A 23982-nucleotide genomic window follows, 5' to 3' on the forward strand; every position below is an offset into this window, starting at 1 on the left:
TGCTCGGTTTCGGGGTCGATGCCGGTGAACCGGATCGCAGCCGCTTAAGGCATGATGTCGATGGGCGTATGATCGGGAACGCGAGCCCAAATATCGCGCATCTCCGCATCGGTCACCGCAATGCAGCCATCCGTCCAGTCCCACAGGCGATGGATCCCTCCGAGCAGGCCCCAGCCATTGGGCAGCCCGTGGATCATGATGCTGCCGCCGGGCGGATAGCCATTGACTTCAGCCTCATGCTGCTCATTCGGATTCGGATAGGAAATGTGCAGGCTGAGATGCGCCACGGATTTCGGATTGCGCCAGTCTATCTCGTAGCGCCCTTCCGGTGTTTTCTCGTCGCCTTCGCGTTGCTTGGGACCCGCATCGGCAGCACTTCCAAGGGAAATCTGATAGGCCGAGATTGCAGCGTCGCCTCTGAAAAGGACCATGCGGCGTTCGGACTTGTAAACGCGAATGAGGTCGGCGCGTTGCTCCGGAGGTGCATCCGCGGGCGGCAAGCCCGAGCCGATTCTGGCCATCACTTTGGTATAGGCGAACAGGCTGACGGCCACGATGAAAAGGACGATAAGTTTGGTTCGCAACGTGATCCTCAATCGCCCAAGCCGATGGAATAATCTGATCGTATCATTGCCCGCTCTCATCCAGAAGTAGGCAGGTGAAATTCAAATGATTAAGCGGCGGGTTTTGTTTTTGCGGCTTTTCCTGTTAAGAATTTATAAACGTTAACAACATCTTAAATGGCGAAAATCGCGTTCCACCGCGGAACATATCGCCAGGTTCCCCGTTACGACAATGAGTTTCGGCAGGGACAGACTGCCGAAGCGGCTCCTTCTTTCGAAGTATATGCGTAACAAGAGGACGGATCATGGCCACCAATGTCGTGCGGCGCTACCAACAAGATGATCTCATGAAGCAGAGAGTGTTGATCGTCGAAGATGAATTCCTGATCGCGCTCGATCTCGGCGCGACGGTGGAAGGCATTGGCATGCAGGTCGCCGGCCTTGCGAATGACCGCGAACAGGCGCTGCGGCTGGCGCCGTCCTCCGATATCGCCTTCGTCGACGTCAATCTCGCCGATGGCCCGACCGGGCCTGAGCTTGGCAGGCGGCTGGCGGAAGAGCATGGTATCGCCGTCGTCTTCATGACGGGCAATCCCGAGACCGTCGCCGACGGCGTCAAGGGAGCGGTCGGCGTCGTCCAGAAGCCGGTGATGCCTTCGCTTGTCGAACAGCTGTTGAAATATCTTGCGGCGCGCCGTGTCGGCATGTTTGCGGTCGTGCCGGCGCAGATGACGGTTTTTAGCTGATCACAGGGTGTGATCAGCCTGGTATGGCCGCGAGCTGCGGCTCTCCGCCGGCTTTTTCGGCTTTCGGCCTGCCATAGGCCTTCAGAAAGGTCCGCACCGCATTGCGTGCCGCCTTTTCCAGTTCTTCATTGCTGGGTGTGCCGCCGAACAGCGTCATCATCTGCAGGTCTGCATTGGCGAGCGCCACGAACTGCCGGGCGGCGACGTCGAAATCATCGATAGCCAGCGCCTGTTTGTGGGCAAGCCGCGCGAGAAGCGCGGAAAGCGCAGTGGTCAGTTTGCCCGGCCCATGCTGGCGCCAGCCTTCGAAGAGGTGCGGATATCGCTCGCCTTCCGTCTGCACCAGTTTGCGCAGGAATTTTCCGTCATGATTGCAGATGCAATTTTTGTTGAGGCGCACGGCAAACCCCGTCAGACCGTCCTCCAGATTGTCGGCGCTGTCAGGAAAGGTCGACAGCACGGAAAAGAGCGTGGCGTTGGCGCGGTTCATCACCTCCTCGACGACGGCGACGAACAGCGTCTCCTTTTCACGATAATGATTGTAGATCGTCTGGCGGGAGACACAGGCGACGGCGGCGATCTCGTCGATGCTGGCGGCTGCAAAACCCTGGCGGCAGAAGACATCGGCGGCGGCGTCGAGGATCGACATACGCTTGGCGCATTGTCCACGCTGCGTATGCCCCATCATCCGGACTGCCGGTGTCATGCTATCTTTCATCGAGCGAAGATAAGACGTCTTGACGATTTAGACAATGGCGTCTAGGTTTACAGGCGTGTCCAAATTTATTGACACTCTTGAGTTCGCTGCTGGAGATCTCCCAACTTCATCTTCGCGCGAACGATCTCATTGAACCCATCGCATCGGCGCGAAAATCGCACTGATTTTCGGAGAGCAGGATGCGTCGATTCCAAAGAGTGCGGAGCGACGATCCGGCGCCTCCGCTGCGCTTTTACGAAAGATCACCATTATGACGGCTTCCTTCTTTCGCATTGCCCTCATTCTTGGCCTGTTGTCGGCCATCGGTCCCTTTGCCATCGACATGTATCTGCCTGCGCTGCCCTCCATCGGCCAGGACCTGCATGCAGATAACAGCGTCACCCAGCTGACCCTGCTCGCTTTCTTCATCTCCTTTGCGCTTGCCCAGCTCGTCTACGGGCCGCTGTCGGACATGTGGGGCCGCAAGCTGCCGCTCTATCTCGGTATCGGTCTCTTCGCAGTCGCGTCGATCGGCTGCGCATTTGCGACCGATATCGAAACGCTGATCGCCTTCCGTTTCGTCCAGGGCATCGGCGGTGCCGCCGGCATGGTCATTCCGCGCGCCATCGTCCGCGACATGCACACCGGCGTCCAGGCCGCGCGGCTGATGTCGCTGCTGATGCTGGTCTTCTCGATCTCGCCGATCCTGGCGCCGCTGACCGGTAGCGCCGTCATCGAGCTCTCCGGCTGGCGCGGCGTATTCTGGGCCGTGACGGGTGCGGCGGTGATCGGCCTCCTCCTGCTTTCCACCCAGCTTGAGGAAACCCGCCCGGGCGAGGAGCGAAACGGCAGCGGCCTCGGCAGCGCCATGAAGGCCTATCGCCTGCTGCTCGCCGATCGCAATTTCCTGACGCTGACCTTCATCGGCGGCCTCGGCATTTCGAGCTTCCTCGTTTATCTCGCCAACTCGCCCTTCGTGCTGATCCAGCATTACGGGCTGACGCCGACCGAATACAGCTTCGCCTTCTCGATCAATGCCGTCTCCTTCTTCGCGGTATCGCAGGCAACGGGCTGGCTCGGGGAGCGTTTCGGCCTGGTGCGCGTCATGCGGATTGCCGTCAGCGCCTTTGCGCTGGCCATGATCGTCATGGCTGTGGTGATGGCTGTAGGCTTCAACCAGCTGCCTGTTATGGCGACCTTCCTGTTCATCGGCTACGGCTTCCTTGGCCTCGTCATTCCGACGAGCGCGGTGCTTGCGCTGGAGGAACACGGCGCGATCGCCGGCACCGCCTCGTCGGTGATGGGCACGCTGCATTTCGTCATCGCCGCTGTCGCCATGGTTATTTCGAGCCTGTTCTTCGACGGCACCGCCGTTCCGATGGCCGCCGGTATTGCGCTTTGCGCCTTCTCGGCCTTCGTGCTGACGCAGGCGACGATCGGCCGCCGCGCCGCCGTCGCCGCGGCCGAATAGCCGGAAAACAGGCCGCACACGGCAGCGGGTGCGGCCCCGCCACCTTCCGGGAAAGTACAACGAGCGATTGATTATCGGCGATCTGCACTATCTACTGACGATGCATTGTGATACCGGAGGATGAGGATGGTCGATGAGAAGCGGCTGATTTCGAAAATCACCTGGAAGCTGATGCCGTTTCTCGGCATCCTCTAACTGATCGCCTATATCGACCGGCAGAACGTCAGCTTCGCCAAGTTGCAGATGGTCGATGCGCTCGGGCTGAGCGAATATGCCTATGGCCTTGGCGCTTCGCTCTTCTTCATCGGCTATTTTCTCTTCGAGGTCCCGAGCAATCTCTTCCTCGACAGGCTCGGCGCGCGGGTCTGGTTCGCGCGCATCCTGGTCTCCTGGGGGCTTGTCACCGTGGCGCTCGCCTTCACGCAGAACGCGACGATGTTTTATATCCTGCGGTTCCTGCTCGGTGTCTGCGAAGCCTGTTTCTTCCCTGGCGTCCTCTACCTCCTGACGCTCTGGTTCCCTTCGGTCTATCGCGGCCGGATGGTCGGGCTGTTCATGATCTTCAGCGCCATCGCCAATGCCGTCGGCGCACCGCTCGGCGGCGTGCTGCTTGATCTCGACGGCCTCTATGGCTTTGCAGGCTGGGAGTGGGTCTTCCTGGCAACTGGCGTGCCGGCCGTCATTGCCGGCGTCGTCACCTTCTTCTATCTTCCCGGCCGGCCGGAGAGCGCAGGGTTTCTCAGCCGTGAGGAGAAGGAGTGGCTGCAACGCCGGCTCACTGCGGAAAATGCCGGCATGGGCAAAAATGCCGGAAACGGTTTCAAGGCGCTCGTCGATCCGCGCGTCCTGCTGATGGCGCTCTGCTATATCGCCTTTCCGCTGTCGGCCTATGGCCTTAGCTATTGGCTGCCGACCATCGTCCAGGTTTTCGGCGTCAGCAACACGGTCAACGGCTTCCTCAACATCATCCCCTGGCTGCTGGTCGCCGTCTCGCTCTATGCCATTCCCGCCATGGCCGACAAGGCGCAATCGAAGACGCCCTATATCGTCATCCCGGCCTTCATCGGCGCTGCCTGCCTGCTGCTGTCGGCGCTGATCCCGAACCATACGGTGCAGTTCGCCTTCCTCTGCGTCGCCGCCGCCGGGATTTTCGCGCCCCAGCCGGTGTTCTGGAGCCTGCCCTCGCGCTTCCTGAAAGGGGCGGGTGCGGCGGCCGGCCTTGCCGCCATTAACTCGGTCGGAAACCTCGGCGGCTTCGTCGCCCAGAACGTCGTGCCCTGGATCAAGGATGAGAGCGGCAGCACGATCGCGCCAATGTTCTTCCTGGCCGGCTGCCTTGCTGCCGGCGCCCTGCTGGTCTTCGTCGTCGCACATCAGCTGGCGAACCGGGAACAGTCGGCGCCGAGCCGGGCCTGAAATCGGCCTTGGTCTCAGCCCGCCAGCGTGAAAGCGTCGCTTTCGCCTGGAACAAGCTCCATCGGCCAGATCCTGTTGCGGGCTCCCTGCGGATAATGCTCGGCATAGGCCGGCATGGTGGCGAGCAGGGTTTCGCCGAGCTGGGCGCCGAGATCACGCAGCGACATGCGGAAGGAGGTCAGCGTCGGCTGCAGGAAATGGGTGCGCGGCTCTTCGCGGAAGCCGACGACAGCGAGGTCGCGACCCGGCACGATGCCGGCCTCGGCCAGCCGCCGGTACAGCCCGATCGCCATCAGTTCGTGGATCAGGATGATCGCGGTCGGCCGCTCTTCCAGCATCAGCAGTTCGTGGCCGGCCTGGTAGCCGCCTTGCTCGCTCGACTTTACACGGATGATGAGGGCGGGGTCGAAGGGAATGCCGTGGCGTTTCAACGCCTGACGGTAACTGTCGATGAAGATATAGCCGAGATTGATGTCGGAGGAGGGGGCAGCCACGGCAATCCGCCGGTGGCCCTTCGCAACGAGCCGGTCGACGCCGCGTGCCGCTACGCCCTCGAAATCCAGATCCATCCAGGTATAACTGCCGCCCGACGCGCTGCGGCCGAGCGCCACGAAGGGGATACGGGCCTTTTCCAGAAGCTCGATGCGCCGGTCGGTGCGCCGCGTCGCCGAAATGATCAGCGCGTCGACCAGCCGGCGCGCCACCATGCGCTTCAGATATTCGTGCGGATCCTCGTCGTCGGGGCAGGGCAGCATGACCAGATCGAGCTTGTGACGGGAAAAGACGCTCTGCAGCCCGTCGGTGACGCCGAGGAAGAAATCGTCGCTGTTTTCGACCGTCTCGCGGCTGACCTCGAGCATCAGCCCGATGACATTGGTCATGCCCTGGCGCAGGCTGCGGCCCGACTGGTTGGCGACATAACCGAGCTCTTCGGCGGCGGCGAGCACGCGCCGGCGCGTGTCTTCATTAACGTCCGGCTTGCCGTTCAGCGCCCGGGACACCGTCCCGATCGAAATGTCGAGATGCTCGGCGAGCTGGCGAATTCCTTTCATCTGCAGCGATCTTCCTCCCTGACAACGCCGCGCGATCGAAAACGCGCAAAGGACGTAACACCTCGATTGCCAAATCCTTCTTGCCACAGGACGGCGCCTGCGAAAAGCTAAGGCTTGAGGCTCTGTTGATGCTGGCTAAAGCGGTGCGGTTGGGGAGGGTGTGCGGCAGCCGGAAGACCGGGCTGATCTTCTGCCCGGATGTGGCCGATGTTGAGCAAAAAAATACCGAGGGTGCGGGACGCAACCTCGGCTGAAAGCAAACCGGCGGCGCTAACCGGCACCGTCGCAACAATTGGGGACTACTCGCAGACCCGTACGGTCTCGGCGTGATAGCCGCCGTCATAGCGGTTGCGCACGTCGCGGTCCTCATACCAGCACCTCGGTTCGACATAGCGGGGGCTCTCGACATAACGCGGCCCCTCATCGACGTAGCGCGGGCCGCCATTGGCGAGTGCACCGCCGATCAGGCCTCCAACGACACCTGCGGCGACGCCGCCGGCGATGATGCGGCCAGTGTTATCGTGATGGTGATGGTGATCGCGTGCGGCAGCAGGCTGAATAGCCGATCCAACAAGGGCCGTCGCGATCAACAAGCCGCTAATAATTCTCTTCATGACATTCTCCTCAGTGGCACTTGCCCCGGATAAGAGGGAAATGCGGCAGGAACGCGTTTGTTCGTTCAATCTTTACGACACGCGTTAACGCAAGTCATCCTCCGTCAGGTCGCCGATTCTTCAGCCGTCGTCTCTTCCAACACATCATCGGGAATATCGTCGAACGAGGCGTAGTTAAGGTTATAGAGTTTGGAATAGAGCTTGCCGTTCTTCATCAGCTGGCGGTGGTCGCCGCTTTCGATGATTTCTCCGTTCTGCAGCACGATGATGCGGTCGGCTTCGCGGATCGTCGCCAGGCGGTGGGCGATGACGAGCCCGGTGCGGTTTTCGAGCAGCTTCACCAGCGCCTTCTGGATCAGCATCTCGGTATAGCTGTCGATATTGGCCGTCGCCTCGTCGAGCACCAAGATCTTCGCATCCGCCACCAGGGCGCGGGCAAAGCTCAAAAGCTGGCGCTGGCCGAGGGAAAGATTGCCGCCGCGCTCGCCGAGAACGCTGTTGTAGCCATCGGCCAGACGCATGATGAAATCATGCGCGCCGACGGCCCTGGCCGCCTCGATCACCTGCTCGCGGGTCGCATCTACCTTGTGATAGCGGATGTTTTCAAAGACGGTGCCGGTAAAGAGGAAGGGCTCCTGCAGCACCATGGCGATCTGTGCCCCGAGCGAATCCTGCGTCAGGTCACGCACATCGTGGCCGCCGACCAGCACCTGGCCCTGCTGCACGTCGTAGAAGCGATGGATCAGCGACATGCAGCTCGATTTGCCCGATCCCGTCGGACCCACAAGCGCCACCGTCTCGCCGGGATTGACCTTGAAGCTCACATGTTTCAGCACCGGATGCTTCGGATTGTAGCCGAAGACGACATCCTTGAATTCCACCGATCCGTCCATGTCGCGCGACAATGCCTTGGCGTCGGGTGCGTCCTTGATGTCAACAGGCACGTCGAGCACTTCGGTCAGGCGCTGGCCCGAGGCCATGGCGCGCTGCATCACCGAATATTGCAACGTCAGCGAACGGATGGGGTCGAAGAAGCGCTGGATATAGAACAGAAAGGCGACGAGCACGCCGACATCGAGCGCCTGGTTGAGCACGCGGGCGCCGCCGACGACGATGACGAGTGCCATCGCCACGCCGGTCAGGCTGTCGACGATCGGCACCATGACCTGGGCATAGCGCGCCGCGGTCAGATGCGTCTTGAGATTGGCATGCGCCTTGTCGTCGTAGAGCATGAAGTTGACGCCCTGCCGGTCCATGCTCTGGACGGCGCGCACGCCGTGGATGGCTTCGGCGAGCGCGCCATTCGCAACCGAATTGGTCTCATGCGCGGCCATGAAGGACTTGCGGGCGAGCGGCAGCCAGAATAGCCGGACGATGAACAGCACCGGCAGCACGGAGAGGGTCAGCAGCCCCAGCTTGAAATCGAGATAGAGCATCACGAAGATGATACCGAAGAGCAGCACGATATCCCCGACGGAAAGTACTGAGGTTTCGAGGAATTCCTGCATCGAGTTGACGTCGCCCTGCAGGCGCGACATCAGCCGACCTACCTCGGTCTTGTCCATGAAGGAGAGCGAAACCCGCTGGAGATGCGAAAACATCGCCTTGCGGATGTCGAAGAGCACCTCTTCCGCGACATTGCCGACCAGCGTCTCCTGGGCGTAGCTTGCCGCATAGTTGATCAGGATGGCGATGGCAAAGGCGGCGATTGCCCACATCAGCGCCGCATGATTGCCGCCCGGCGACATGCCGTGGTCGATGGCGTAGCGGATGATCAGCGGAATCAGCAATTGCATCGTGGTGAAAGTCAACACCGCGACAACAGCCCAGAGGACCTGGGTACGGTAAGGGCGAACGAAAGCCCAGATCCGCTTGATGATATTGCCGTCGAAGGCCTTGCCGAACATTTCCTCCTCGACGCGATGCGAACCGACCACCGCCCGCGGCGGGCGGCGGCCATCCTCGCGAACGTCGGGACGCTCGGTTTCCAGTTCCTCGGCCATCACATTCCTCCTGCGGCCATGACGTCGGGTGGCCTGCATCCCATTGCTTGTCCCCCTTCTCCCCAGCGGGGGTCCGAAGGACGAGTCGACCCGCGGCTCGACCCCGGTCAGTGGCCCGAAGGGCGGATGAGGGGGCCGCACGGCACGCCCTATTTGCCCTTCGCTTCCGCTCAGGATCGCCCCCTGATCGGCCTCGCTTTGTTCGGCACTTCTCCCAGCTGGGGAGAAGCGGGTATGATTACGCGCTCAACACCTCGTCGCCCGGCCGCACTTGCAGGTCGTAGAGCGCCTTGTAGCGGCCGCCGAGCGAAAGCAGCGTCTGATGCGTGCCGCGCTCGACGATCCTTCCGTCTTCGACGAACAGGATCAGGTCGGCATGCATCAGCGAGCTCAGGCGATGAGCGACGATGATCGTCACGCGGTCGGCGGCATAGCGACGCATGGCGCTGCGGATGCGCTGCTCGGTGGCCGCGTCGATCGCCGCCGTCGAATCGTCGAACACCATGACAGCCGGCTTCAGCATCAGCGCGCGAGCGATCGACAGCCGCTGCCGCTGACCGCCGGAGAGCGACACGCCGCGCTCGCCGACGACGGTGCCGTAACCGGTGGGAAGGCCGAGCACGTAATTGTGCAGCTGAGCGCTTTCGCTGGCTCGTTCGATGCGGCTTTCCTTCGCCCAGGGATCGCCATAGGCGATGTTGTTCTCGATCGTCGTCGTGAACAGGAAGGAATCCTGCTGGACGACCGCAACGGAACGGCGCAGCGACTGAAGCGTCGCCTTGCGGATGTCCTGGCCGTCGATGGTGATCCTGCCGCGGCTGACATCGTAGAAGCGCGGAATAAGATGGGCGATGGTCGACTTGCCGCTGCCGGGAGGGCCGACGATGCCGATGGTCTGGCCGCGCCTGGCTTCAAAGGAGACGTCGTGAAGCACGGTGCGCTTTTCCGCGCCGGGATAGGCGAAGCTGACATTTTCGAAGCGCAGCACGCCGTCCGTCACCGCCAATTCTCTGGCATCCGGCGCGTCCTTGATCGCGATGTCAAGGTCGAGAAGGTTGAAGAGGCGCGACCCGCAGGTGGAGGCGCGGGCAAAGGCGTTGACCATCAGGCCGAGCTGGCGCACCGGCATCTGCAGGATGGTCATGAAGGTCAGAAACGAGGCGAGCGTGCCGACGGTGATCTCGCCCGACATCACCTTGCCCCCGCCGACCCAGAGGACAAGGCCCATGGCGGCGAAGAAGGAGAAGGTCATGGCGCTGGTATTGACGACACGGATGCCGACGCGTTGATGGGCGAGCGCCAGCGCGTTCTTCGAGGCCGCCTCGAATTTCGACAATTCGTGCTCCTGTGCGGCAAAGGCGCGCACGACGCGGATGCCGCCGAGATTCTCCTCCATGATGCGGGTCAGCACCGAAAGCCGCTCCTGCAGGTCGAGCCAGGTGGCGCGCAGCCTGAGCTGCGTCACCGAGGAGCGCCAGCCGACAAAAGGCACGAAGGACAGCGCCAGCAGGCCGAGCACGACGTCGGTCGACAGCAGCATATAGGCACCGATGCCGATGAGGATCGACAGCAGGATCATGCGGACCAGCGCCGTCGAAAAATACATGCGCACGCCTTCGAGATCGAGCAGGCCGACGGTGATCAGGTCGCCGGAATGGACCGTGTCATGGAAGCTGAAGGAGAGGCGCTGGATCTTTTCGTAGCAGGCCAGCCGCAGCTCGTAGCCCATGTGGTGGCCGACGGATTCGCTGAAATAGTTCTGCACCATGGTGAAGAGACCGCGCAGCACGCTGGCGCCGAGTAGCAGCAGCGCCGTGGTCAGAAGCGCGTCCTGCGCCGCCTGACCGGCCGCGCCGCCGCCCATCGCCGTCTGCGTGTGGTCGACGGCCTGGCCGAGAAGGCGGGGAATCATCAGCTGGAAGGTCGAGGCGATGAGGGTGGCGCCGATCGCAAAGCCGGCCTGCCAGGGATGGCGGAAGGCCATCACGGTGATGCGCACCAGCGTATAGAGGCCTCTGCCCCAGCCTGCCGCAGTTGCAAGCGCCATCGAAGCCGAAGGCTTCGTCGCGCGTGTTGACGCATCGCTGCTCACGGTATTTTTCCAATAGATGTGGTGCTCGGACGCTGGCCCGAAAAGACGGCAAATCCATGAAGGGATTGATAGCACCGTCATTTTTGCCGATTCCAACCGGGCGTTCAAGTAAAGAATTCACCAACTGGTTATTTTTACGTGAGGTTCCCCCCGCGTCCCCGCGGGAACAATCGGCGCTCGGATGGGTTGCAGCAGCAAACCCCTGTCAGGCAACCGTTACGGAGAGACCGATGCCGCTGAAAGCCCTTGCTCTCAACGCGACGCTGAAGGCCAGCGATGCCAAGGATCCGTCGTCGACCGAGCGGATGATCGCTCTCGTCGACAAGGCGATGGCTGAATACGGCGTTACGACCGAAGTGATGCGGCTTGCCGATTTCAACATTAAGCCGGGCGTCACCTCGGACGAAGGCGCTGACGACGACTGGCCCGATATTCGCGCCAAGGTCCTCGCCGCGGATATCCTGTTGATGGCGACGCCGATCTGGCTCGGCCAGCCATCCAGCGTCTGCAAGCGGGTGCTCGAGCGCATGGATGCCTTCCTCGACGAGACGGACGATCAGGGCCGCATGGTGTCCTACGGCAGGGTCGCGGCGGTTGCCGTCGTAGGCAACGAGGACGGTGCCCATCACGTGTCGGCCGAACTCTACCAGGCGCTGAACGACGTCGGCTTCACCATTCCGGCGAATGCCGTCGCCTATTGGGTCGGAGAGGCGATGGGCTCCACCAATTTCGTCGATCTCGACAAGGTGCCGAAGGTCGTGACGAAAGCCGTCGATATGCTGGCGCGCAACACGGCGCATCTGGCGGGCCTGCTGAAGGCGAAGCAATATCCGGGCGAGGGCGGCTGAGGGCTTCACACAAACTTACAATTACATCAATGACTTATGGTAAGAAATAATAAAGCCCTTGCCAGGGGTGCCGTTTAGCGCTTTCATACACGACCAGTTTAATAGACTATCGGCGAGGGGATCCCTCGTTTTCTTGGCGGGGTTCCCCGGTTGGACCCCGAGCTGCGGCGTCAATGGCCGCGTGACCCTCATCAACGCGTGATCCGCTGTTTACGCGTTGAAACCTCGATCGACCCCAGGCTGCGAATGAAGCGCAAAGGAGTTGCGATGACGGTTCAGGGACTTTTTTCCGGAAGAGCCAAGGCGGCAGCGCAGATCTCGGCCGTGCCGCGCATAGCGATCGTCGGGCGCGGCTTCTCCGGAATGATGACGGCCATTGCGCTGATGAAGACGGTGCGCGCACCCTTCCATCTGCAACTGTTCGATCCGAATTCGTCGGTCAGCGGCGGCCAGGCGCTGGCCTCGGCCCGCGCCTCGACGATCCTCAACACCCGCGTGCGTGATCTCTCTGTTTCGGTCGGCGACAGCGACGATTTCAACGACTGGCTCTGTAGCAACGCCGCTTTCCGCGCCGCCGTGCCGGCCGCCATTCCCGGTTTCCGGCAGATCTTCGTGCCGAAGGAGATCTTCAGCGATTATGTCTACCAGCGCTTTTCGGAAGCGCTCGCCGTGCGCCGCGACATCACCGTCCAGGTCTGCAACGATCCCGTGGTGGCGATCCGCCGCAGCCACGGCAACCGCTTCCTGCTCGAAAGCGCCAATCCGGCCAATCCGCTGTTCGATACGGTGATTCTCGCCACCGGCTACGGCCTGGGCGATCCGAATGCCGAGGAGCCGGGCGCGTCGCCGGTCAGGGCCCAGCGCCTCGTCGCGCGGCCGCATGCCGTGTTGCTCGGCAGCGGCATTCGCGTCGTCGATCAGTTGCTGCAGCTGCGCGATTCCGGTTATGCCGGCCAGGTGACGATCATTTCCCGGCGCGGCTTCCTGCCCCAGAGCCATACGCCGAATTCCGCCGATCCGGTGTTTCCGGCCGAAGCGCTGCCGGAGAGCCTGCCCGACATTGTGCGTTTCATCCGCCAGGCCTGTCGCGAGGCGGAAGAAGAGGGGCGAAGCTGGCAATCGGTGATGAACGGTCTCAGGAAACATGCCCGCTCTCTGTGGAGATCGCTGCCGGCCCGCGACAAACATCAGTTCAACCGTCATTTGCGGGCGATCTACGACAGCCACCGCAATCGCCTGCCGGAGGCCATGCACCTGCGCCTGAAACGCGAGCTTGCCGAAGGCCGCACGGTGCTGCGCCGCGGCCGGGCCGGCCGCCAGGGGCTGAGCGGCCTGTTCTTCACGCCGGCCGGCTCCTCTGTCGAAGAGGTCATCCATGCCGAGCGCATTATCGATTGCCGCTGCCGGGCGCCGGATCTTTCCGCGCCGCTGATGCAGAGCCTGTTTTCCGCCGGTCTCGCCATGCCGGACGAACTTTCGCTCGGGCTGGCGGTCAATGCGCGCGGCGAGCCCTTCCTGGCGGACGGTTCGACGGTTGCCGGGCTTTTTGCCGTCGGTCCGCTCGGCCTCGGCAGTCTTCCCGATATCGATCTCGTGCCGGAGATCGTCTCGCAGGCTTATGCTGCTGCCGAGCACATCGGTGAGCGGTTCCATCCGCAGGTCAGGGCCATGTGAAAAGTGTGACATTTTCGGAACCTTCTGCCCCCTGTAGCGTTAAGAGCGCTGGTAACCGAGAGGGGCAGATGGAAGTGCTGGATCGACATGATACGTCTTTCGACGAAGAGGGACGCTTTCGTCTTCTGGTCGATGCCATCACCGACTATGCGATCTACATGCTGAGCCCTGACGGTATCGTCACCAGCTGGAATGCCGGTGCTCAACGCTTCAAAGGTTACAAGCCGTCCGAAATTCTCGGCGAGCATTTTTCCCGTTTCTACGTGGATGAGGACCGCGCCGCAGGCGTCCCCGAGCGCGCCCTCGCCACGGCGGTGAAAGAGGGCCGGTATGAGGGGGAGGGCTGGCGCCAGCGCAAGGACGGCAGCCGCTTCTGGGCCCATGTCGTCATCGATCCGATCCGCCATCCCTCTGGCGAACTGGTCGGCTTTGCCAAGATCACCCGCGATCTGACCGAACGCAGGGCCGCCGAACAGGCGATCCGCCAGAGCGAGGAGCAATTTCGCCGCCTGGTCCAGGGCGTTTCGGACTATGCGATCTACATGCTCGATCCTGACGGCAATGTCAGCAGTTGGAATTTCGGTGCCGAGCGCATCAAGGGTTATCGGCCTGATGAAATCATCGGCCGGCATTTCTCGACCTTCTATACGCCAGAGGATCGCGCGGCCGGCCTGCCGGAGAAGGCGCTCCGGGTCGCGCGCTCCGAAGGACGGTTCGAAAGGGAGGGCTGGCGTGTCCGCAAGGATGGCAGCCGTTTCTGGGCGAGCGTCGTCGTCGACGCTATTCGCGACGAAGACGGCGAAGTACTGGGTTTCGCCAAGATCACCCGCGACATCACCGAAAAGATGGAAACGCAGCGGGCGTTGGAGCAGGCGCGCGAAGAGCTTTTCCAATCGCAGAAGATGGAGGCGATCGGCCAATTGACTGGCGGTATCGCCCATGATTTCAACAATCTGCTGATGGCCGTGCTCGGCAGTCTCGAACTCCTGAAGAAGCGCATGCCGCAGGACCGCTCGCTGACGTCGCTGGTCGACAATGCTATGCAGGGCGCCCAGCGGGGTGCCGCCTTGACGCAGCGCATGCTTGCCTTTTCCCGCCGGCAGGAGCTGCACATGGAACCGATCGACGTCTCGGGCCTGGTGCGCGGCATGATGGAAATTCTGAGCCGGTCGCTCGGCCCCCTCACCACGATCGAGACTTCCTTCCCGGTCAGGCTGCCGACAATCCTCACCGACCCCAACCAGCTGGAGATGGCGATCCTCAATCTCGTCGTCAACGCGCGAGACGCCATGCCTTCCGGCGGCCGCATCATGCTTCGCGCATCCGAGGAAACGATAACCGCAGGCAAGGGGCCGCTGTCGGCTGGCCGCTATATAAGAATCGCGGTGATCGATGAAGGCGAGGGCATGGATGCGAAGACGCTGGAGCAGGCGGTCACACCGTTCTTCACTACCAAGGGTGTCGGCAAGGGCACCGGCCTCGGCCTTTCCATGGTGCAAGGTCTCGCGAGCCAGTCCGGCGGCCGGCTCATCCTGAAGAGCACGCTGGGCGAAGGCACGACGGCCGAGCTATGGTTTCCTATCGTCATTGCCGAACAGACCGCCGAAGCATCGGCCGACATGCCGCAAAAGCCGGACAACGCACCACAGGGGCTGCGCATTGTCGCCGTCGATGACGACGGCCTGGTCCTGATGAATACGACGCTGATGCTGGAGGATCTCGGCCACACCGTTTTCGAGGCGATGGCCGGTCCGGAGGCGCTCGACATCCTGCGCAAGGAACCGGTCGATCTGGTCATCTGCGACCACGCCATGCCGCGGATGACGGGAGCGCAGCTCGCCGAGGCGATCCGCAGCGAGTGGCCTGAGATGCCGATCATTCTCGCCACCGGTTATGCCGATCTGCCCGACGGCGCCGGCGCCGCCAATCTGCCTCGCCTGGGCAAACCCTTCTCGCAGGCGCAGCTTGCCGAAGCGATCAGCCGGATCGCTTGTTAGCCGCTCTAGGCGCGAAGCTTCTCGTCGCCATTATCCTGAATGACAGTGCGGCCGGCTCCGAGTTCTGAGGTCGTCGGAATTTGCTGTTTATCCATCGTGGCCGCATTTGCGCCGTCCAGCAATCGCTTTTCGGTCTCTTGCAGGTCGAGGATCGCCTGTTCGATAGTGTCAGCCGGAGTTTCGCGCGAGGCTGCGCGCCGCCGATGATGCCGCCACCACGCGACGAACAGGCGTCGGCTCGGGACTTCTATCGTCTCGTGAATGAACCATGCTCCTGCCGCCGCAACGCCAAGCGCCACCAGGACGAGTACCGGTTCCGGAATCAGACCGTCGAAAGCCCGGCGTACAAGGAACGTGATGGGGACGTGGAAAAGATAGAGCGAAAAGCTGATCGCGCCCAAGAACCGCATGGGTGCCGCTGCCAGGACATGGGCTGCGATCGGAGGCTGTCGAGCGGCGAGCGCCACGATGACGGCTGCCGCGAGCGCACTTTGAAGCCCCCAGAATTCATGGGAGAAACCGGGCAAGACATGCCTGTACGTGAAGAACACCGCCAGAAGGAACAGCGTGAAAGCGCCGGTGGAGGCGGATGGCCTCCACCTGTCCCAGCAGGAATGCATCGCCCCGGCAAGCGCGCCGAACAGAAAATAGGGGAGCTTGGAAACAAGCAGTATACCTGGTCCCGGCAGCTCGAGCAGACCATCCACCACGACCAGCACCGCCAAACCTGCGATCACACCGCTATAGCGCTGCGGGCGGGTCAAGCAGAGCCAAAGGATCGGGAAGAACAGATAGAATTGAATTTCGGGTGGAATTGACCAGAAAACCCCGCTCGAGCCCATAAGAAAGACATGGCGGAGAAACTCCGTGCCGCCGATGATCGGCTGAACGAAGTTTAGACTTTGCATGCCGGACAGCGCCGCCACGAGCAGGACTGCAGCCAGATAGACCGGATAGATGCGGGCAAAGCGGCTGACAAGAAAATCCAGGACGGTTTCCTTGGTGACCGGTCGTGAGCCGTAGAGATGGGCCATCAGAAAGCCGCTGAGGGCGAAGAACAGGCCGACGGCTTCGCTGCCGATTGTGATGAAATGCAAACCTGTGTTTGGAAAGACAAGCCCGATATGCGCTTGCACGACCAGAAGCGCGGCGAGACCGCGCAGACCATCGAGACTGGGGATGTAATCCGGCCGGCTCATGTGCAGCTTTATATGTTCTGTTCAGGCAAGCAGTATCGGACATCGCTTTACAAGAGATTAATCCGAAGCGCGGAGACGACCGCTGTGCAACTGTTGCTTCCCGGAGCGCTTGCACCGCTGCAAAGCGGCAGCGACTTACGTCCGGCGGCCTCTTCCGATCTCAGCGCGAACAACAAACACCAGCAATACCAGCACCATCACCGCCAGCCCGTACCAGGTGATCGCATAGACGAGATGGTTGTTGGGGAAATGAATGATCGTCAGGCCGCCGACCGGCAGACCGCCGGGATTGGCAGCGGCGTCGGCATCGATGAAATAGGGCGCGACCGCGCCGAGGCCGCGCTTTTGGGCGATCGCAGCGACATCGCGCGAATACCACCGGTCGGCGGCGACGTCGTTTGATTGGAGCAGCGATCCCTTCGGCTCGGTCATCCGCAGCGGCCCGGTGATCTCGATGACATCAGACAGCTGACCCTCGCGGCGCGAGGCGGGGTCGCGCCTGTCCGTCGGCACGAAGCCGCGATTGACGAGGATGGCGGTGCCGTTGGCGAGCATCAGCGGCGTCATCACCCAATAACCCGGACCGAGAACGGTCGAAGCGTAGACCAGCGTTTCCTTGTCGTTTGCCAGCATTCCCTCGACGGTCACACGGCGATATTCGTCGCTGCCGGCATTGACCTTGTCCCAGTCGGCGCGCCCCGGAGCCTGCACGGCGGCTGCGTGCACGCGCTGCTCGACGCGGGCGATGAGGTCGCGCTTCCAGGCCAGGCGTTGAACCTGCCAAGTGCCGAGACCAAACAGGATGGCGGCGAGCAGTGCCAGGCAGACGGCGAAGAGCGCGCGTTTTGCCCGGAAATGCCGTCTTTCCGATTTTTGCGTGGAGGCTTCGCTCATTGGTCTCAGGGCGGCGCTGCCGCCGCCCTTCGTTTGCCGTTACGGCATGTTCTTCATCATCTCGGGGCTCATCGGCATCATATTGGAGTTGAGATGATGCATGACCCAGAGTGAACCGGAGAGCGCGATGGCGACGATGATGAGGGTAAAGATCAGCGCCATCATCGTCCAGCCGCCTTCGCTCCTGGGATTCATGTGCAGGAAGAAGACCATATGGACGACGATCTGGATGGCGCCGATACCCATCACCAGCACCGCCGTCAGCGCCGGGCTGGCGAACACGTCGGCCATAACAAGCCAGAAGGGGATGGCGGTCAGGACGACGGAGAGCGCAAAGCCCACCATATAGCTGCGGAACGTGCCATGGCCGGCCTGGTGACCGTGGCTGTGGCCGTGATGCGCCTCGTGGGCATCCTCATGGGTGGGTGCTTGCGAACTCATCCGAGAACTCCGAGCAGATAGACGAAGGAAAAGACGCCGATCCAGACGACGTCGAGGAAGTGCCAGAACATCGAAAGGCACATCAGGCGGCGGCGGTTGGCCTCGATCAGCCCGTGCATCGACACCTGGACCATCAGCGTGATCAGCCAGATGATGCCGAAGGTGACGTGCAGCCCGTGGGTGCCGACGAGCGTGAAGAAGGAGGAGAGGAAGGCGCTGCGGGTCGGCCCGGCGCCCTCGTGGATCAGGTGGATGAACTCGTAAAGTTCCAACCCGATAAAGGCCGCGCCGAACAGGCCGGTCACGGCGAGCCAGAACAGCGTTTCCGCCTTGGCGTTCCGCTCCATCTGCAGCATGGCGAAGCCGTAGGTAATCGAGGAGAAGAGCAGCATCGAGGTATTGAGGGCGACGATCGGCAGATCGAAGAGATCGGCCGGCGACGGGCCGGCGGCATAGTTGCGGCCGAGCACGCCGTGCGTCGCAAACAGCACCGCAAAGATCAGGCAGTCGCTCATCAGGTAGAGCCAGAAGCCGAGATTGGTGCTCCCCTCCGGATGATGGTCTTCCGTCAGGTAGAATTCAGGCTTTTCGGCCGTATCGATGGTTTGATCGCTCATGGTCATTACACCTGCTCGGCAAGCAGCGCCGTGCGCTTGCCCTCCGTTTCGGTCACCTTGCCGGCGGGAATGTAGAAGTCGCGTTTGTAGTTGAAGGTATGGCCGATCGCCACGGCAAGCAGCGCGATGGCGGAAACGATCACCAGCCACCACATGTACCAGATCAGGCCGAAGGCAAGCGCGACGCTGATTGCCGACAGGATGGCGCCGGTGCCGGTATTCTTCGGCATGTGGATCGGCTTGAAGCCGCCGAGCGGGCGCTCGTAGCCGCGCCTTTTCATGTCGTACCAGCTGTCATGGTCGTGGACGACGGGCGTGAAGGCGAAGTTGTAGTCCGGCGGCGGCGAGGAGGTCGACCATTCCAACGTACGGCCGTCCCAGGGATCGCCGCTGTCGTCACGCAGTTCCTCGCGTTTCATGAAGCTGACGACGATCTGGATCAGGAAAGCGGCGATGCCGAGCGCAATCAGTCCGACGCCGAAGGCGGCGATGATGAACCAGATCTGCAGTGACGGGTCCTCGAACTGGCTCATGCGGCGGGTGACGCCCATCAGGCCGAGCACGTAGAGCGGCATGAAGGCGAACCAGAAGCCGATCTGCCAGAACCAGAAGCTCATCTTGCCCCAGAAGGGATCGAGCTTGAAGCCGAAGGCCTTCGGAAACCAGTAGTTCACGCCGGCGAACATGCCGAACAGAACGCCGCCGATGATGACGTTGTGGAAATGGGCGATGAGGAACAGCGAATTGTGCAGCACGAAGTCCGCCGGCGGCACCGCCAGCATGACGCCGGTCATGCCGCCGATGACGAAGGTCACCATGAAGCCGACCGTCCACAGCATCGGCACCTCGTAGCGGATACGGCCGCGATACATGGTGAAGAGCCAGTTGAAGATCTTCGCTCCCGTGGGGATCGAGATGATCATCGTGGTGATGCCGAAGAAGGAGTTGACGCTGGCGCCCGAGCCCATCGTGAAGAAATGGTGCAGCCAGACGATGTAGGACAGGATCATGATCACGCAGGTGGCGTAGACCATCGAGGCATAGCCGAACAGGCGTTTGCCGGAGAAGGTGGCGACGACTTCCGAGAAGATGCCGAAGGCCGGCAGCACCAGGATGTAGACCTCGGGATGGCCCCAGATCCAGATGAGGTTGATGTACATCATCGGATTGCCGCCGAGGTCGTTGGTGAAGAAGTTCGTCCCGGCATAGCGGTCGAGCGACAGCAGCGCGAGCGTTGCCGTCAGGATCGGGAAGGAGGCGACGATCAGCACGTTGGTGCAGAGCGCTGTCCAGGTGAAGACCGGCATTTTCATGAAGGTCATGCCGGGCGCGCGCATCTTGACGATGGTGGCGATCAGGTTGATTCCCGACAGCGTCGTTCCGACACCCGCCACCTGCAGGCCCCAGATATAATAGTCGACGCCGACGCCCGGACTGTAGGCGGCGCCCGACAGCGGCGGATAGGCGAGCCAGCCGGTCTGGGCAAATTCGCCGATGAACAGCGACAGCATGATGATGATCGCGCCGGCGGTGGTCATCCAGAAGGAGAAGTTATTGAGGAAGGGGAAGGAGACGTCGCGCGCGCCGATCTGCAGCGGCACCACGAAGTTCATCAGACCGGTGACGAAGGGCATCGCCACGAAGAAGATCATGATGACGCCGTGGGCGGTGAAGATCTGGTCGTAGTGGTGCGGCGGCAGGTAGCCCTCCGAACCGTTGAAGGCGATCGCCTGCTGGACTCGCATCAGGATCGCGTCGGAAAAGCCCCGTAGCAGCATGATCACTGCGAGGATCACATACATGATGCCGATCTTCTTGTGATCGACGCTGCAGATCCAGTCATGCCAGAGCGGGCCCCAGAATTTGAAATAGGTGATGGCGCCGAGCACAGCGAGACCGCCGATGACGACGCCGATGAAGGTCACGACCAGAATCGGCTCGTGATAGGGGATGGCGTCGAGGGTCAACCGGCCGAAGATCAACTTCAGGAGGTCAGGATTGGAAAACATGGAACAACCCGTTCATTATGTCTTGCGACGCAAAGCGCCAGGTTAATTGTTGTTGTTGAGCTGCGTCGGCGCCGGGTCGGCGCCGTTGCCCGAGCCGGGCATGGAATGGCCGTCATGCTGCATATCCATCCCGGGCATGCCCTGCATGCCGGGCATGTTGTGCTGCGTGCTGCCTCCGGAATTGCGCGGCGGCTCTGCCTTTGCCGGGACGCCTGTTGCCGGCACGGTGGCCCCAAGCTCGACGACGCCTTCACCGGCATGGCGGTTGTCGTATTGCAGCTTCTCGCGGTTTTCAGCACTTTCCTTGCCGCCGCCACCCATCATATCGATGTGCATCATCTCGTTCATGCACATCTTACCTGGCGTGGCGCACATGTTGAGGATGGCGTCGTAGAGATCGGCGTCGGCGCCTGCATAGTAGCGCACCGGCTCCTTCTCGCTCGGCTTCTCAAGCGTCAGATAGGCGTCGCGGTTGAGCATCGTGCCCTGCTGCTTGACCTTGGCCATCCAGGCGTCGAAGCCTTCGCGGGTTAGGCCATGGAACTTGAAACGCATGTGCGAGAAGCCGGCGCCGCTGTAATTGGCGGAGAAGCCTTCATATTCGCCCTCCCGGTTGATGACGGCGTGCAGCTTCGTCTCCATGCCGGGCATGGCGTAGATCTGGCCGGCAAGAGCCGGGATGTAGAAGGAGTTCATCACCGAGGAGGCGGTGATCTTGAAATTGATCGGCGTGTCGACAGGGGCGGCCATCTCGTTGACTGTGGCGATGCCGAGTTCGGGATAGAAGAACAGCCATTTCCAGTCGAGCGCCACGACCTCGACGGTCAGCGGCTTGGTATCGGCCGGGATGGCGCGCTCGGCATCCAGGCGGTCGAGCGGTCGGTAGGGATCGAGCTTATGCGTCGAAATCCAGGTGACGGCCCCGAGCGCAATGATGATCGCCAGGGGGGCCGCCCAGATGACGATTTCGAGGCGGGTCGAATGATGCCATTCCGGCGCGTAAGCGGCGGCCGTGTTGGAGCGGCGGTAGCGCCAGGCGAAGAGCAGCGTCAGGAAGATCACCGGGACGATGATCAAAAGCATCAGCACCGTCGAGATGACGATGAGATCGCGCTGTTGCACGGCGATGTCGCCTGAGGGCGCCATGACCACCATGTTGCATCCTGCCAGGAAAAGCAGCGGCAAGACGGATAGAAGGCGGGAAAACTTCACGAGTTTTTGCACGTCTCTAAGCTCTTGTTGTTTCGTTTTGACCGCGACTAAAGCACTGAACCCGATAGCGACATGAGGCGGAAAGTCGCAGTGCAGCAAAGATGCCGCAGTGCGGCAGAAATCATGTTGCGCTACTGCTTTGAAATCCTGATGAAATCGAGAAGGATTTTTTACGCGCGCATGTCCCCTCAATATATCCGCAAGAGCCGGCCAGGCCAGCTTTTGCACCGGAAAAATAGCGGCTGGGGCCACGCAATTTTTCCTGACACGGCTCGATTTGCGCCGCGATGATGAACTATTTCCATATTGCGGACTTGATAAGCCTGCGGGTTTGATCAAGATCAGCCTGGGGCGCCTTGCCGGAAGCGCCTTAACGAGGAGGCGTTTTTCATGGCTACAACATCGCATTACGGACCGTCGTCGTCGTCGCTCGAACGCGACGCGCGGCGCATTCACGACGACAAGCCGGTTTCGCCGGGCAGTATCGCCATCGGCGTGGTGATCGGCCGCATGTCGGAATTCTTTGATTTCTTCGTCTATGGCCTCGCCTCGGTCCTCGTTTTTCCGCAGCTCGTCTTTCCCTTCGCACCGGACAGGCTGACGGCGACGCTCTATTCCTTCGCCATCTTCTCGCTCGCCTTCCTCGCCCGCCCCGTCGGGTCCGTCGTCTTCATGACCATCGACCGGATGTACGGGCGCGGCACGAAGCTCACGATTGCACTCTTCCTGCTCGGCGGTTCCACGGCCTCGATCGCTTTCCTGCCCGGATATGCTGAGATCGGCGTCTGGTCGATCGCCCTGCTGGCGCTCTTCCGTCTCGGCCAGGGCTTCGCGCTCGGCGGCGCCTGGGACGGTCTGGCATCGCTGCTCGCGCTCAACGCGCCGCCCAATCACCGCGGCTGGTACGCGATGATCCCGCAGCTCGGCGCGCCGATCGGCTTTGCGCTGGCAAGCACGCTCTTCGGTTATTTCGTCGCCAACCTGTCCAGCGAGGATTTCCTCTCCTGGGGCTGGCGTTATCCCTTCTTCGTCGCCTTCGCGATCAACGTCGTGGCGCTGTTTGCGCGTCTGCGCCTGGTCATGACCAAGGAATTCGGAACGCTTTTGGAGCAGCATGAGCTGGAGGCCGCACCGATCCTCCAGGTGCTGCGCGTTCACGGCCGCGACATCCTGATCGGCGCCTTCGTGCCGCTCGCCAGTTTCGCCATGTTCCACCTGGTCACCATCTTCCCTCTCGGCTGGATGAGCCTTTACGGCAACCAGCCGATCGGCACTTTCATGGTGGTGCAGGTGATCGGCGCCATGGTCGGCGTCATCGCCATCATCGCCTCGGGCCTGATCGCCGACCGCATCGGGCGCCGCGCCCAGCTTGCCATCTGCGCCGTCATCATCGCCGTCTTCAGCTTTATCGGGCCGATCCTGATCGCTTCCGGCAATAATGGCCACGACGCTTTCGTCATCATCGGCTTCGGCGTGCTCGGCCTGTCGTTCGGCCAGGCGACAGGCTCGATCTCGTCGCGCTTCGGCCGCGGCTATCGCTATACCGGTGCAGCCTTCACCTCGGATCTCGCCTGGCTGGTCGGCGCAGGCTTTGCGCCGCTGGTGGCGCTCAGCCTCTCCAGCCGTTTCGGCCTGACCTTCGTCGGTTACTACCTTCTCTCCGGCGCCATCTGCACGCTGGCCGCGCTGGCCTTCAGCAAGGCGCTGGAACAGCGGGAATAGGATCGAGACAGTCCGCCGGGAAACCGGCGGCTGCCTTAGCATCTATCGCAGAGAAGAGCGGCATCGTCGAAATGCAACATTTGGTCGTTGGCGATATCCACGGCTTTCCCGAAACCTTTGTCGAGCTGCTGGATGCTGGCAGCTTTCAGCGCCATGGTTTGCAACTGGCCGACCTGAGTGGGCGTCCTGATCTACGTGGGGACGCGCTTCACGACCATCTCTTCAACCAGGACGGCATGCGGCATGCGATCCGGGCACTTCGTGAGATCGACGGACGCGGGTGCTTGGGGATCGGTTTTAGCGCCGGTGGGACGGCTCTGTGGAATGCGGTCAGAGAGGGTCTTGAACTCCAGGCGCTGATCTGCGTGTCATCAACCAGGTTGCGCTTCGAAACGTCTCCCCTCGATATACCCACCATGGTCTTCTGGGGAGAGCTCGATCCATACCGGCCAACTGAAAGCTGGAACAACGCTGTTCCCCAGTGCTGGAAAATCTATGCCGGCAAGCAGCATGATTTTTATCGGCTCGATGCGCTTACAGCGCGATCTGCGTTGAGGTCGGATATTGCCGCCTTTGTCGAAGGCCGAGGCCCGTTTGAATAGGGCGTATTCTGTGTCGCTTGGCCGCTTCGGCCTGAATTTCGTCGATTACTACTGTCCGGCGCCATCTGCGCGCGGCAGCACTCGCCTTGCAGCAGGGCGCTGGAGCAGCGTCA

Annotated in this window: 19 protein-coding genes and 1 pseudogene; 8 read left to right on the plus strand and 12 right to left on the minus strand. The window is 61.7% G+C overall.

The window, feature by feature from the left end; all coding sequences use genetic code 11:
• Window positions 1–44: 44 nt before the first annotated feature.
• Window positions 45–584 (minus strand): L,D-transpeptidase family protein, encoded by a 540-nt coding sequence (locus tag FHT70_RS14045; protein WP_183702172.1) that lies wholly within the window; start codon window positions 582–584, stop codon window positions 45–47.
• Between the two features lie 284 nt (window positions 585–868).
• On the opposite strand from FHT70_RS14045, the gene FHT70_RS14050 reads away from it, so the two are divergent.
• Entirely contained in the window at window positions 869–1309 is a 441-nt protein-coding gene (locus FHT70_RS14050) for a response regulator (protein WP_183702176.1), read from the plus strand.
• 13 nt (window positions 1310–1322) lie between these two features.
• On the opposite strand, the gene FHT70_RS14055 is transcribed toward FHT70_RS14050, so the two are convergent.
• Window positions 1323–2027: a TetR/AcrR family transcriptional regulator gene (locus FHT70_RS14055; protein WP_183702179.1), complete on the minus strand. Its 705-nt coding sequence runs from the start codon at window positions 2025–2027 to the stop codon at window positions 1323–1325.
• A gap of 250 nt (window positions 2028–2277) precedes the next feature.
• Here FHT70_RS14055 and FHT70_RS14060 point away from each other — a divergent pair, with 250 nt between their 5' ends.
• Window positions 2278–3477 (plus strand): multidrug effflux MFS transporter, encoded by a 1200-nt coding sequence (locus FHT70_RS14060; RefSeq protein ID WP_183702182.1) that lies wholly within the window; start codon window positions 2278–2280, stop codon window positions 3475–3477.
• A 126-nt stretch (window positions 3478–3603) separates the two neighbouring features.
• Window positions 3604–4893: pseudogene (locus FHT70_RS14065) on the plus strand (MFS transporter).
• A gap of 14 nt (window positions 4894–4907) precedes the next feature.
• Here the strand turns inward: FHT70_RS14065 and FHT70_RS14070 are convergent.
• From FHT70_RS14070 to FHT70_RS14085, 4 genes are all read right to left on the minus strand, one after another.
• A complete protein-coding gene (locus FHT70_RS14070) occupies window positions 4908–5945 on the minus strand; it encodes a LacI family DNA-binding transcriptional regulator (RefSeq protein WP_097598791.1) in 1038 nt (345 codons plus the stop codon).
• A gap of 299 nt (window positions 5946–6244) precedes the next feature.
• Complete coding sequence (locus FHT70_RS14075) at window positions 6245–6559, minus strand: hypothetical protein (protein ID WP_183702185.1); 315 nt, start codon at window positions 6557–6559, stop codon at window positions 6245–6247.
• Between the two features lie 104 nt (window positions 6560–6663).
• On the minus strand, window positions 6664–8562 hold the full coding sequence (locus FHT70_RS14080; RefSeq protein WP_183702189.1) for an ABC transporter ATP-binding protein: 1899 nt from the start codon (window positions 8560–8562) through the stop codon (window positions 6664–6666).
• A gap of 238 nt (window positions 8563–8800) precedes the next feature.
• On the minus strand, window positions 8801–10609 hold the full coding sequence (locus tag FHT70_RS14085; RefSeq protein ID WP_183702243.1) for an ABC transporter ATP-binding protein: 1809 nt from the start codon (window positions 10607–10609) through the stop codon (window positions 8801–8803).
• 275 nt (window positions 10610–10884) lie between these two features.
• On the opposite strand from FHT70_RS14085, the gene FHT70_RS14090 reads away from it, so the two are divergent.
• From FHT70_RS14090 to FHT70_RS14100, 3 genes are all read left to right on the plus strand, one after another.
• Window positions 10885–11502, plus strand: a complete 618-nt coding sequence (locus FHT70_RS14090; protein WP_097598793.1) for an NAD(P)H-dependent oxidoreductase — start codon at window positions 10885–10887, stop codon at window positions 11500–11502.
• Window positions 11503–11769: 267 nt separating this feature from the next.
• Complete coding sequence (locus FHT70_RS14095; RefSeq protein ID WP_183702193.1) at window positions 11770–13176, plus strand: FAD/NAD(P)-binding protein; 1407 nt, start codon at window positions 11770–11772, stop codon at window positions 13174–13176.
• 68 nt (window positions 13177–13244) lie between these two features.
• Window positions 13245–15173 (plus strand): PAS domain-containing sensor histidine kinase, encoded by a 1929-nt coding sequence (locus tag FHT70_RS14100; protein WP_183702196.1) that lies wholly within the window; start codon window positions 13245–13247, stop codon window positions 15171–15173.
• A 5-nt stretch (window positions 15174–15178) separates the two neighbouring features.
• On the opposite strand, the gene FHT70_RS14105 is transcribed toward FHT70_RS14100, so the two are convergent.
• The 6 genes from FHT70_RS14105 to cyoA all read right to left on the minus strand — a co-directional run bounded on the left by FHT70_RS14105 (window position 15179) and on the right by cyoA (window position 21557).
• Window positions 15179–16372 carry an acyltransferase gene (locus FHT70_RS14105; protein WP_183702199.1) on the minus strand — a complete coding sequence of 398 codons (1194 nt, stop codon included), beginning with the start codon at window positions 16370–16372 and terminating at the stop codon, window positions 15179–15181.
• Between the two features lie 135 nt (window positions 16373–16507).
• Entirely contained in the window at window positions 16508–17266 is a 759-nt protein-coding gene (locus FHT70_RS14110) for an SURF1 family protein (protein ID WP_097598796.1), read from the minus strand.
• A gap of 39 nt (window positions 17267–17305) precedes the next feature.
• Window positions 17306–17707 (minus strand): cytochrome o ubiquinol oxidase subunit IV, encoded by a 402-nt coding sequence (cyoD, locus tag FHT70_RS14115; RefSeq protein WP_183702202.1) that lies wholly within the window; start codon window positions 17705–17707, stop codon window positions 17306–17308.
• Window positions 17704–18324 (minus strand): cytochrome o ubiquinol oxidase subunit III, encoded by a 621-nt coding sequence (gene cyoC, locus FHT70_RS14120; protein ID WP_085781247.1) that lies wholly within the window; start codon window positions 18322–18324, stop codon window positions 17704–17706. Before cyoC ends, cyoD begins: the two co-directional genes overlap by 4 nt.
• Window positions 18325–18329: 5 nt before the next feature.
• A complete protein-coding gene (gene cyoB / locus FHT70_RS14125) occupies window positions 18330–20333 on the minus strand; it encodes a cytochrome o ubiquinol oxidase subunit I (RefSeq protein WP_097598797.1) in 2004 nt (667 codons plus the stop codon).
• Between the two features lie 42 nt (window positions 20334–20375).
• Window positions 20376–21557, minus strand: a complete 1182-nt coding sequence (gene cyoA, locus FHT70_RS14130; RefSeq protein ID WP_183702205.1) for a ubiquinol oxidase subunit II — start codon at window positions 21555–21557, stop codon at window positions 20376–20378.
• Window positions 21558–21935: 378 nt separating this feature from the next.
• On the opposite strand from cyoA, the gene FHT70_RS14135 reads away from it, so the two are divergent.
• Complete coding sequence (locus tag FHT70_RS14135) at window positions 21936–23267, plus strand: MFS transporter (protein ID WP_085780643.1); 1332 nt, start codon at window positions 21936–21938, stop codon at window positions 23265–23267.
• A 71-nt stretch (window positions 23268–23338) separates the two neighbouring features.
• Complete coding sequence (locus tag FHT70_RS14140) at window positions 23339–23869, plus strand: alpha/beta hydrolase (protein ID WP_097598799.1); 531 nt, start codon at window positions 23339–23341, stop codon at window positions 23867–23869.
• Window positions 23870–23982: the final 113 nt, after the last annotated feature.

Origin of the sequence: Rhizobium sp. BK049 (genome assembly GCF_014193135.1) — a bacterium.
Lineage (GTDB): Bacteria > Pseudomonadota > Alphaproteobacteria > Rhizobiales > Rhizobiaceae > Rhizobium.

Bases quoted from the DNA above. Each gene is read 5' to 3' on its own strand.
- FHT70_RS14085 (WP_183702243.1), bottom strand. From the start codon at position 10,609: ATGGCGCTTGCAACTGCGGCAGGCTGGGGCAGAGGCCTCTATACGCTG.
- cyoC (WP_085781247.1), bottom strand. From the start codon at position 18,324: ATGAGCGATCAAACCATCGATACGGCCGAAAAGCCTGAATTCTACCTG.
- FHT70_RS14095 (WP_183702193.1), top strand. From the start codon at position 11,770: ATGACGGTTCAGGGACTTTTTTCCGGAAGAGCCAAGGCGGCAGCGCAG.
- FHT70_RS14060 (WP_183702182.1), top strand. From the start codon at position 2,278: ATGACGGCTTCCTTCTTTCGCATTGCCCTCATTCTTGGCCTGTTGTCG.
- cyoB (WP_097598797.1), bottom strand. From the start codon at position 20,333: ATGTTTTCCAATCCTGACCTCCTGAAGTTGATCTTCGGCCGGTTGACC.
- FHT70_RS14055 (WP_183702179.1), bottom strand. From the start codon at position 2,027: ATGAAAGATAGCATGACACCGGCAGTCCGGATGATGGGGCATACGCAG.
- FHT70_RS14090 (WP_097598793.1), top strand. From the start codon at position 10,885: ATGCCGCTGAAAGCCCTTGCTCTCAACGCGACGCTGAAGGCCAGCGAT.
- FHT70_RS14080 (WP_183702189.1), bottom strand. From the start codon at position 8,562: ATGGCCGAGGAACTGGAAACCGAGCGTCCCGACGTTCGCGAGGATGGC.
- FHT70_RS14110 (WP_097598796.1), bottom strand. From the start codon at position 17,266: ATGAGCGAAGCCTCCACGCAAAAATCGGAAAGACGGCATTTCCGGGCA.
- FHT70_RS14100 (WP_183702196.1), top strand. From the start codon at position 13,245: ATGGAAGTGCTGGATCGACATGATACGTCTTTCGACGAAGAGGGACGC.
- FHT70_RS14105 (WP_183702199.1), bottom strand. From the start codon at position 16,372: ATGAGCCGGCCGGATTACATCCCCAGTCTCGATGGTCTGCGCGGTCTC.
- FHT70_RS14050 (WP_183702176.1), top strand. From the start codon at position 869: ATGGCCACCAATGTCGTGCGGCGCTACCAACAAGATGATCTCATGAAG.
- FHT70_RS14135 (WP_085780643.1), top strand. From the start codon at position 21,936: ATGGCTACAACATCGCATTACGGACCGTCGTCGTCGTCGCTCGAACGC.
- FHT70_RS14075 (WP_183702185.1), bottom strand. From the start codon at position 6,559: ATGAAGAGAATTATTAGCGGCTTGTTGATCGCGACGGCCCTTGTTGGA.
- FHT70_RS14140 (WP_097598799.1), top strand. From the start codon at position 23,339: ATGCAACATTTGGTCGTTGGCGATATCCACGGCTTTCCCGAAACCTTT.
- FHT70_RS14070 (WP_097598791.1), bottom strand. From the start codon at position 5,945: ATGAAAGGAATTCGCCAGCTCGCCGAGCATCTCGACATTTCGATCGGG.
- cyoD (WP_183702202.1), bottom strand. From the start codon at position 17,707: ATGAGTTCGCAAGCACCCACCCATGAGGATGCCCACGAGGCGCATCAC.